The organism is Vreelandella vilamensis (assembly GCF_031451755.1).
Taxonomy (GTDB): Bacteria; Pseudomonadota; Gammaproteobacteria; order Pseudomonadales; family Halomonadaceae; genus Vreelandella; species Vreelandella vilamensis.
The window spans coordinates 1-9,294 of record NZ_JARWAN010000043.1 but is presented as its reverse complement, the minus strand read 5'-3'; the positions used below and the strand labels follow the sequence as shown (position 1 = coordinate 9,294).

Sequence of the window (9,294 nt, the reverse complement as noted above, 5' to 3'; positions counted from 1 at the left end):
TGGCCCTTCAATCATTGATTGCTGAAATGAAACATGAGGGCGTCAAACTGATCATCGTCGGCTTGAAAACAAGGATCATCGTTAAATTGCGCCGTGCGGGCGTGCATAAGGAGGTCGAGGAATTGACATACTGCCGACATTTAGCACAAGCCAGAACAGTGGCATTGCGTTGGCAGAAAGAACAGCCTGAAGATTTATTTCTTGGCACTTAGAGGCCACCATGCCACATTAATTTAGCTTTGATTAATTGACCGCTTTGGGTCGTCTTCTGCCCTTTCATCCTTCATTTCCCCCACCTTTTCCAGCGCTAATAACGCATAAACACGCTAAGGATTTGTCTCCAGTACAGCCATGGGACGTTGGTTTTCCAGTTGCGCGTGGGGGGTTGCCATCCAGCGCGTTGCGTGTGCTTTACCGAGCCTATTGACGACGGCCCATGCGTCTTCCGCACTGGGTGGGTCTAGCACTTCCCTGCCGACATCCGGCATATCACGTTATGCGTTAACGTCGTCAAGCTCAGAGGCGTCGGGGTCACATTGCTCCAGCAACAGATCGAGTCTGCCAGGTCGAATAGTGGAAGCCTCTTGAGTGATCGAGGTAGGGGGATGGAGTGTCAGGGTGTTGCGAAGCCAGCGATCAACCGCTTCGCAGACGGCATCATTGGCTTCGGCAGAGACGATCCCGACATCGTTACCAGAACGGCGAATAAAAAAGGATTCGGGGATGGATAGTGCCCCACCGCCACGGAGATAGGCCACGATCTCACCGCTCATCGAGTGAAGGTAGGCGTCATGGCTTTGAAGGCACGCTAGCGTTTCATGGAAAATGGCTAACGGTTGGGGGAAGCGATCACGCAGGTCAAACGCTCGATACGCAAAGATCAACGTTAACGGATTGTCCGCTGTTGGGGGTGATGTTGGCATCCTGCCCTCCCTTTCCTCTCAAACTGGCACTCAATATTTAGACTTACTGTAGCGGTCTTTGACGGTTTTGCCCACTCGTTGCTGCCGGTTGTCCACAGTGTTCGAAGAGATGTCAGCGCCCGACATGTTGAAATACAAAGTGGACTACCTGGTGACGCGCCCGCAGCCCGAGATGCGTAGTTATCTCAGCTCGTTGCGCGAGGCGGTTACAGCAGAACTCAGTAATTACCCATCCGTGAAAACCGTCACTCCTTCCCAACGACAAATCCTTGATCAGGTCCTGAACCAGCGTCTGGAAGATACGTTGGATGCCCATCCCAACGGTGAAGAGCTGTAGATTGGCCTCAACGACCTGAGGTCCCTTTCAGATCAAGACCTTTGCTACCTTACCGCCAAAATGATGGAAATTGCTGTGAACGAACAAGGAGAGGTGGGTGGTTGGATGGTTCGCTACATGATTCAGTAAGTTCCTCAAGCAAAAATCCAGGTAATCGTCGCTTTAGGGAACACATACGCCTCAAGGAAGGCGTCAATAAACTCGCTGGATTCGGCGTTCGGCTAAGTCGCGGTGGTCGCGGTAAAAAAAGAAGATAAAACGCCGCAGTATGACGTTGAAATACGCCATACAGTCCATAGAAAACAGCAAACACCATGAAAGGAGAGAGATAGCGTGGGTTGGCCGCCCTTGGCCGCATCCTTGCCTGACGCACCCGTCGGCAGCCCTTAACCAGGGCTGCGTGTTTTTGGTGTCGTGACATCAGTGTGGCAGGCACATTGCTCACTGTCTGTAGGCCATGGCGTACATCCGTGTAAGCCATGGCACTTTCTATATGGCATCACCACACCGAACGCGTTGGTGTGACGATGACACCGCTAAATTTTCAATGTCGCCAAGTGCTCGATAAATCGCTGTGAAAACGCCATGTCGTGTTCCCACGAGGGTTGCGCCTTCGCCGCCGCAGCGGTCGTGGTGGCTGATGCCCCAAACACTACCGCTATCGCATCAGTCTCCGCGTTGCTGGTCTCTGACTCAGCCAGCGTGACGTTATCCTGCGGTGCGACCGGCGCAGTGTTGCCATACCCGGGTGCCGCCGGCGCCGAGGCTGGAGCGGTCTCAGTAACGACGGCATTTTCTTGCGGCAGGTCATCGGCAATACGGTGCGCATAGCGGCGTAACAGCTCCTCGTTCAGCACATAGAGGTAACAGTCAGGGTCATGCAGCCCCAGGCGCCGAATAATTCGTCCTAATACCTGGCGAAAATGCTGCTCGGTGCGGATACGGCTGAGATAGCAGCACACGCGTAGCCGGGGAATATCGACGCCTTCGCTGATCATGCCCACGGACACAATCCACGCTTGCGTGGATTCACGAAACGCCCTTAATTTCGCGTGCGCATTGGGCGTTTGACTCGTCACCAGACAAACATCTTCTCCTTGATCCATCATCCACTCGGTAATTTCCTCGGCGTGCTCGATATCGGTCGCGACCACCAAGCCCCCTGCCGTCGGCTGTGCTTGGCGTAGCGCCGATAACTTGGCCACACCCTGTGCGAGCACGTATTGCATCGGCACGTCGTGGCGCAGCAGGTCCGCATAGCCCACACCAGGGTGGCGTAGCAGACGCGGAATACTGGAAAACTGCTTCAGCTTGGGCGGCTTTTTGTGATTCGTGTGCGTCAGGGTGAGCTGAATATGGCGGTTATCAATCAGGTGGATATAAGGCAGTCGGCAGACGCCGTCGCGCACGGCTTCTTGCAACGTGTAGACAAAATCCGGCACCAAGCGCTGTTGGAACGGTACTTCACAGTTTTCCTGCTCACATTCTTCGCCATCGGCCGGCGGTATATCGAGATAACTTAATAGCGGTAGACAGCGGCCGTCGCTACGCCACGGTGTACCGGACAACGCGAACGTATATCGCATGTAACGCTCGAGCAAGAGCAACGCCCGCCCCCACTCGTTCGCCCCATTGACCCCTTGCTGAGTGCCGGGCAGCCGCCCAGCGTGATGGCTTTCATCCCAAATCAGCAGGACGCGAAACTGTGATCCCAGTTGCTGGAGCGCGCGCAAGCGCGTACGCAGTGATTGATACGTATAACAGCCTCCCCGCGCGCCCAGGCCGCTATCCATGACAAACCCCGTGACATCCGCAAGGGTTTCTTCCGCGCGGCTCACGACCTCACGGCTAGGGCCGAGGTACAGCACGTAATCGATCTCATCACGCTGAAGCAGTTGATCCGCCAACACCGCGGCCATGAGCATCTTCCCTGCCCCAGGCGTGGCCTGGCAGAGGAAGTGCGGGGTCGACGGCGATAGCTGTTGTAAGGCCTGGGTGAGGCAGCGTTGTTGCCAGTCACGTAGCGGCGGATGTTGCGCTAGTTGGGTAGGTGTATCGCGCAGTTTCATGCGTCACCTCCCGTCTCGGCCAGTTTCTGCTGTACCTTCGCGTAGGCTTTCAGCTTTTCGCCCAACGCGCGTGCCTGCGCTTTTTCCTGTTCGAACAACGGCGCGATTTTATCCCGGGCATCAGGATATGCTTCCACGATTTCTTGGAATGCCTGAAGCTGAAGATCGCTGGCCTCCATCTGCACACGCAACTGCTCGCTGTCACGGCGAAGTTTGACGTCAAGCGGCTCGACATCATCGACAGCGTAGGTAGCGTCGTCGGGAATATCATCGGTACGGGCATTGAACGCGGCTGTCAGCTGAAACAGATGGCGACGTTTAAAGCCCTCTTGCTCTCCCAGGGATTCGGCTGCGCCGTGTTTCAGCAGATTATTCACTTGGTCACGCACGTAAGTATAAAGTTGCTTCTTATCCGCATTCCTAAGATCTGGGTGTTCCAACAACTCATCGCGCAACTGACATAACGTGAAGGATTCCCCCCGTGCGGCGCTATTGTGCAAAAGCGCCTGCAAGGCCCGAGAAGCAGGGTGAATTTGTCGACGGCTCATGAGCGTACCTCCTGCACTGTGGCAGAAAGTGTGAAAGACGCGACTTTGGCGTCAAGCGCGCGGGCTTTTTCCATGTGGCACCGGTAGCGCCGGTAGCGAACGCGAAGACTGTAGTCAGAGAAGAGCGCGGCACGTGCCATGGCACGGTGAGCGGCGGCGCGGCCAGATAGGCTGCGTGTAACAAGGAAGGACAGGCGTTTTGCCATGGGTGTGACTCCTATTTGATCGGAGCCGTCCCCTGCTGCGGCCAAAGCAGCGAATGGGGGCGACCGTACACGGGTTGGCCGACCGGTCAAATAGGAAACCGGCACGCTCGAAAGCGTCCCATGCACAGCCGCCATAATTGACGGACGCAAAAAAACGCCGTCATGGGGCGCTGGCACGCCTACTTGATATCGACCGGCCAATGGTCGGCTGAGATTTTCGCCTCAGCAGATCCAAAGGTTAGCACTACCCTTTCAATGCTGTAAACCCTTACAGAAAACCTCCCCGTTTTTTTTAGCGCCTTAACACATCAACCATCACAAGGATTAACCGCGAGCTTATTACGCGTCGGCACACCTTGCGACAGCCCCAATAACCTGTGCCACCCTGAACAAGAGATGCCCTGCCACCCGCTGATAGGCTATATTCAAAATCCCATACACCGTCATCCAGGAAGGAGTGCCCCATGAGTAATCGTGAAGCCTACGAACAGAAGCTGAACGCCAGGCTAGAAGAGTGGCAGGCCGAAATCGATAAACTTCGAGCAAAAGCCAGAAAGGCCGAAGCTGATGTCCGAATCGAACAAGAAAAGGAGACTGAGCGCATGGAGGCCAAGCGTGAGGAGGTGCGCGAAAAACTCAAGGAACTGCGCGAAGCTGGCGACGACGCTTGGGACGATATCCAGGAAGGGGCCGAACGCGCCTGGCAAGCCTTCAATGACTCCTTCGAAAAGGCACGCAATCGCTTCAAGTGATTAATGTCACGTGGCCGGCGACCAGGGCCGGCCGCGTTATTCTGTGCGACATTCTCTCACATGGTCGACGACACCTTCCGTGTATGATCTCTGGGCTTTCGCAATAAAGGAGAAATTAATGCGTCCAATGATTCTGATATCCGCTCTAGCCCTCGCGTTTGCCAGCCAAGCAACCGTCGCCGCTGAACGTGACACATCGGAGTTGTCATCTCCGATCGCGATGCTGACGCCAGCTGTGGCCAAAAATGCCGATACGCTTGATCTGAACGCGAGCCAGCGGGAAGCTGTACAGGAGTGGTTGGCAACCAGTCCTAAAGTGCGTGAAGCCTTAGAGGATCGCATGATGGCAGCACGAGCAGAGCTTCGCGAGATGATTGTGCAGGGTGAAACGCGTGATCAACGCGAAGAAAAAGCCATCGCTATCGGCGAGATGGAAGCCAAGCTGCTTATGATGCGATCCAACTGCGTGGATCACTGGCGTAACGTGCTAAATGAGGAACAGTTTGCCCAAGCCCTCGAAATAGCCGGCCTGACAGACACTCCTTGATGTTGGTGCATCCCTTCTTCCTAGTCACCAAACTCGGCAAGTTCGACTGGCCAACAGAGAAACTCCTGGTGATCTTTCTTAAGAGTGGAAGTGCTTAAGCGCACATGGGCAAGGTGAAGTCAGCACTGGATGTCCGCCTCTCGTCGACAGATTTTGGTGTTTCCACTGTTCAGAATGTGATAGCCCGCACCGAAGTGGGCCTGTTACTGAGCACCTACACCTACCATGTACTAAATGGACTACGCTAACTACTTGTGCGGCAAACCTGCAAAGGCTGAAACCTGAGCAGGGTACGCGAGCAGAAGTTCAAGATCGCTGCCACGGTGTCACTGAATGCTCGGCGTATCACCGTCCATTTCGGTGATACCGCTGACCGTTCGGCGTCAGCTATCTTGTCCTGCGCACTGCCTCGCCGAACAGCTGACAAAAGGTGGCTGACTTTACTAAGGAGACTACCGAAGCTCACCGCACTGAGTTAAAGTTCCGGCAACACCACAATTAACGACTTACTATCAAGTGCCCTTGCTAACCCTGTCCATCTATTCGCTTACTTGCATCGCAAACGCTTCAACGGCATCTTGAGCATGATCAGGACACAGATGAGCATAGTATTTAATTGTAGTCTGAATATCGGAATGCGCCATCAACTTAGACACTGTTAGAAGATCAACCCCAGACATCACAAGCTGAGAAGCAAAGTTGTGTCTCAAACTATACATTTGCAATTCCCGTGGCAGTCCAGCTAATTGGCGAATGTTAGCCCATGGTTTTTGCATCGCCGTCGGGTCCATGCGCTTGCCATTTCGCGGCGAGGGAAATACTAATCCAGTTTTCGGCTTACCCTGTTGGTGGCACCAAGTATCAAGCACATTCAAAACTACGGTAGATAGTGGAAATGACATAGGCTCAGGGTGGTGATGCGCTGTCTTTTCAATGACCTTTCGGATCTTTTTGGAATTTAGATGAACGTGTTCCCATTGGAGCCCAAACAAGTCACCAGGGCGAAATCCGGTGTAGAACATCGTCAGAATCCACGGTTTGACGTGATCCACGTAGGCGACGTGATCTAGGTCGGGAAGATAGACTTTTCCGTGGACACGGCTGCTGCGTCGTTGCACTCTCTTCTCTTCTTGATACGCCTCCAAGCCGGCAAATAGCGCCTTCACCTCCTCCGGTTCGAGGAATCGCCGTTCCGCTCCTTGCTCTGCTAGCTCCTCCCCGGTCAATGCCGGTTTTTGGAGCTTAACGCCTTTCAGGGGGTTGGCAGGGATCATATTACGCTCAGCCGCATGGGCTAGCAGAGCTTGAAGTGCATCATAGGAACGCTTGAGCGTCTGGAAAGCCCGCGGCTTCTCGGCAGCTTCCTCCTTGGTCTGCCACCGCTCCACGTCGGAACGGCTCAAGCTACCCATAGGCTTATCCAACCAGTCGGAGAAGTCTTTCTCGATGCGCCGAAGAGTCCCCTTTCCGTCCTTACGCCGATTCTGGAAAGCAGTATAGGGGCCCTCAAGGTAAGCCCGAAGGGATTGCTGCTGCTGGCGCTGGGCTTCAGCCCGGGCCTCCTCAAGAACGGCTCTTGGATCACCCCCTTGAGCGACAATGGCCAGGGCTTCTCGGGCATCTTCTCGAGCTTGCGCAGCCGTCCGGGTTCCGTAACGGCCAAGCGTCAGAACGCGCCGCTGTCGGGCATTGTTGTAATAGCTGACGCGGAGCGCCAGCCAACCCCGGCGGCCGCGGACGTGGTACCCCGGCAGATCTGTATCCCAGATTTCATACCCTTCAGGAAGCTCGTTGGCGAGACGATCCAGGGTCTTTTTCGTCAGCTTCTCTTTCTTCTTCATATCTTCCCTGTGGGTTCCATATGGGTTCCAAAGGAAGGATATACCAGGCACAAAGCGGGAACAACGAGCAACCCCATAATCAAAGTAAGTAATTGTTTTTTATCGATATAATTGCTACCCTATGTTTATTGTTGTTTATGCTTATATATGCCAATTATGGAATGGGGTTGCAAAGGTCGCAGGTTCGAATCCTGTCGCTCCGACCAAAATATTTAAGAAAAACGGCCACTTAGCTCATACAGCAAGTGGCCGTTTTTTATTGGTTACTGTTCTTGGTAGCATATTGGTAGCACGCTGAAGCAACAGCCAGCGACGTCCAGCTTCCTTCTGCCTTCATCATCTCCCGCACTTACTCTGCTCAGCAGCAGCTGGCGCCCTCTCAAACCGTCCCTCGAAAATCCTTATACAATCTAGCTCCTACTCTCCACCTCGGTAGACTTAGGATGCTAAGATTCAATGCGAGAAACAGCCAGTCGCAAGAGTTCGGGGCGCCAGCAGGCTTTCAGCCTGCTCTTTAACATGAACCATCTCTTCGGGCGCTATATCGCCAGCCGGCTGCTCCCACTGGCGCGCCGTCATGGGTTCAAGCTGATGGAAAAAGGGCCGCGGCGCTATCTGGGCCACGAAGAGAGTGGACGCGGTCGGTTGCTGATGCGGCCAGATATCAGCCTGTTGTACGAAGCCAAACGGCCGGTGATTATTCTGGACGCTAAGTGGAAGCGTATTGAAGGGCCGGATGCCATGACCGCCCTATCTGCGGCAGATCTCTACCAGATGGCGGCTTATGCCAGTGCCTACGGTTGCAGCTCTGTGCTATTGCTCTACCCCGAGCAGTCCCATCTCCAGGCCGGACTGCGACATAACATGGTTCTAGCTGGCTCGGGTGCCAAGCTGATGCTTGCCGCCATTCCAATAGATGGTACAGCTGTTGACAGCGATCTTATGGCCGCTGCATCTGCTGCTCGTGCATGAGCTCAGGAAAACAGCAAGCAGAATCAACAAGTCGGTCATTACGACCCTACCCACCCGTCACAAAGGAATGACAAAATCATGATGAAGCGAGCTTTGGCAGGGATTTTTTATTTGGCTCTTTCACCGGTAACGCAGGCGGAAGACCTATATACGAAAAGTTACGCCAGCTGCATGGATGAATCAGGTGGTGTCACCGTCAACATGATGAACTGCATCGGAGCAGAGATAGAGAGACAGGACGCTCAGCTAAATGGAGCTTACCACAATCTGCGTAGTAACATATCAGACAAGCGCCAGCAGGAGCTTCTCGGAGCCCAGCGCCTTTGGATTCAGTATCGAGATGCCAATTGCCTGTTTTACGCCACCGCCGGAGGAACTCTTGCGATGGTCGCCTCAAACGAGTGCGTTCTTAGGGAGACGGCACAAAGGGCAGAGGAGCTTGAGAACCTAACAAGGTAGTGAACGAAACAGACATAGAGACCGAATCGAAGGAAATTGCTCTACGGTTAGACGGACTTTTGGTCACTGCTGCCCGGCTTGAAGTGAGGCAGCATACTTTCGCTTACTCGGTAGCTTCACCCTGTAAACTAGGATAGACATTGATCTTACCCAGCAAAAGTGGACACTGGTTTAAGCGATCATTCGGGCTTCGAAGGCCTCTGGGCTGATCATCCCAATAGCACTGTGCCGCCGTTGCTTGTTGTAGTCCAGTTCGATGTACTCAAACACCTGGCGCCTCATGGCATTCCGTGTTTTAAATGCCTCTCCATGGATCGCTTCCACCTTGAGACTGTGGAAGAAACTTTCGGCACAAGCGTTATCATAGCAGTTGCCTTTAGCGCTCATGCTGCACCTAATCTCATGACGGGTGAGCAGCGATTGGTAAAGCGTGGAACAGTACTGACTGCCTCGATCCGAGTGGATTATCACGCCTTTGGGCATTTTGCGTTTCCATAGCGCCATCTGAAGCGCGTCACAGACAAGGTCGGCTGTCATACGCTCACTCATTCGGTGATTTTCAACCCAGTTGTCCAAATGGCTGCGCTTAAGCAGCCCGTTTATTACGCTCGATTTCGTGCATTTTTACCGGGTTGAGCGA

Annotated in this window: 10 protein-coding genes and 3 pseudogenes; 7 read left to right on the top strand and 6 right to left on the bottom strand. The window is 53.9% G+C overall.

All coding sequences use genetic code 11. The annotated features are described in order from the left end of the window. A pseudogene (locus QC823_RS15780) lies at window positions 1–212 on the top strand (STAS domain-containing protein); the annotation flags it as partial. 282 nt (window positions 213–494) lie between these two features. Here the strand turns inward: QC823_RS15780 and QC823_RS15775 are convergent. Continuing rightward, a complete protein-coding gene (locus tag QC823_RS15775; RefSeq protein WP_309657295.1) occupies window positions 495–923 on the bottom strand; it encodes a hypothetical protein in 429 nt (142 codons plus the stop codon). Between the two features lie 109 nt (window positions 924–1,032). Between QC823_RS15775 and QC823_RS15770 the strand changes: the two genes are divergently transcribed. Next, on the top strand, window positions 1,033–1,260 hold the full coding sequence (locus tag QC823_RS15770) for a hypothetical protein (protein ID WP_309657294.1): 228 nt from the start codon (window positions 1,033–1,035) through the stop codon (window positions 1,258–1,260). Between the two features lie 536 nt (window positions 1,261–1,796). On the opposite strand, the gene QC823_RS15765 is transcribed toward QC823_RS15770, so the two are convergent. Genes QC823_RS15765 through QC823_RS15755 form a run of 3 tightly spaced genes read right to left on the bottom strand, consistent with a single transcriptional unit; the run spans window position 1,797 to window position 4,083 of the window. Continuing rightward, complete coding sequence (locus QC823_RS15765; protein ID WP_309657293.1) at window positions 1,797–3,329, bottom strand: DEAD/DEAH box helicase; 1,533 nt, start codon at window positions 3,327–3,329, stop codon at window positions 1,797–1,799. After that, complete coding sequence (locus QC823_RS15760) at window positions 3,326–3,877, bottom strand: hypothetical protein (protein WP_309657292.1); 552 nt, start codon at window positions 3,875–3,877, stop codon at window positions 3,326–3,328. Before QC823_RS15760 ends, QC823_RS15765 begins: the two co-directional genes overlap by 4 nt. Continuing rightward, window positions 3,874–4,083 carry a hypothetical protein gene (locus tag QC823_RS15755; protein ID WP_309657291.1) on the bottom strand — a complete coding sequence of 70 codons (210 nt, stop codon included), beginning with the start codon at window positions 4,081–4,083 and terminating at the stop codon, window positions 3,874–3,876. The genes QC823_RS15760 and QC823_RS15755 overlap by 4 nt, the downstream gene beginning before the upstream one ends. Window positions 4,084–4,547: 464 nt before the next feature. Between QC823_RS15755 and QC823_RS15750 the strand changes: the two genes are divergently transcribed. The 3 genes and pseudogenes from QC823_RS15750 to QC823_RS15740 form a co-directional block, all read left to right on the top strand. Continuing rightward, window positions 4,548–4,835: a sll1863 family stress response protein gene (locus tag QC823_RS15750; RefSeq protein WP_309657290.1), complete on the top strand. Its 288-nt coding sequence runs from the start codon at window positions 4,548–4,550 to the stop codon at window positions 4,833–4,835. A gap of 118 nt (window positions 4,836–4,953) precedes the next feature. Further along, window positions 4,954–5,382: a hypothetical protein gene (locus QC823_RS15745; protein ID WP_309657289.1), complete on the top strand. Its 429-nt coding sequence runs from the start codon at window positions 4,954–4,956 to the stop codon at window positions 5,380–5,382. After that, window positions 5,361–5,861, top strand: a pseudogene (locus QC823_RS15740) (hypothetical protein); the annotation flags it as partial. The gene QC823_RS15745 and the pseudogene QC823_RS15740, both read left to right, overlap by 22 nt. Window positions 5,862–5,921: 60 nt before the next feature. Here the strand turns inward: QC823_RS15740 and QC823_RS15735 are convergent. Next, a complete protein-coding gene (locus QC823_RS15735; RefSeq protein WP_309657288.1) occupies window positions 5,922–7,223 on the bottom strand; it encodes a site-specific integrase in 1,302 nt (433 codons plus the stop codon). A 456-nt stretch (window positions 7,224–7,679) separates the two neighbouring features. Here QC823_RS15735 and QC823_RS15730 point away from each other — a divergent pair, with 456 nt between their 5' ends. Next, complete coding sequence (locus QC823_RS15730; protein WP_309657287.1) at window positions 7,680–8,195, top strand: 5-methylcytosine restriction system specificity protein McrC; 516 nt, start codon at window positions 7,680–7,682, stop codon at window positions 8,193–8,195. A 78-nt stretch (window positions 8,196–8,273) separates the two neighbouring features. Beyond that, the gene (locus QC823_RS15725) at window positions 8,274–8,654 is read left to right on the top strand and encodes a lysozyme inhibitor LprI family protein (protein ID WP_309657286.1); all 381 of its coding nucleotides are present in this window, start codon (window positions 8,274–8,276) and stop codon (window positions 8,652–8,654) included. Between the two features lie 171 nt (window positions 8,655–8,825). On the opposite strand, the pseudogene QC823_RS15720 reads toward QC823_RS15725, so the two are convergent. Continuing rightward, window positions 8,826–9,230, bottom strand: a pseudogene (locus QC823_RS15720) (IS3 family transposase); the annotation flags it as partial. Between the last annotated feature and the right edge of the window lie 64 nt (window positions 9,231–9,294).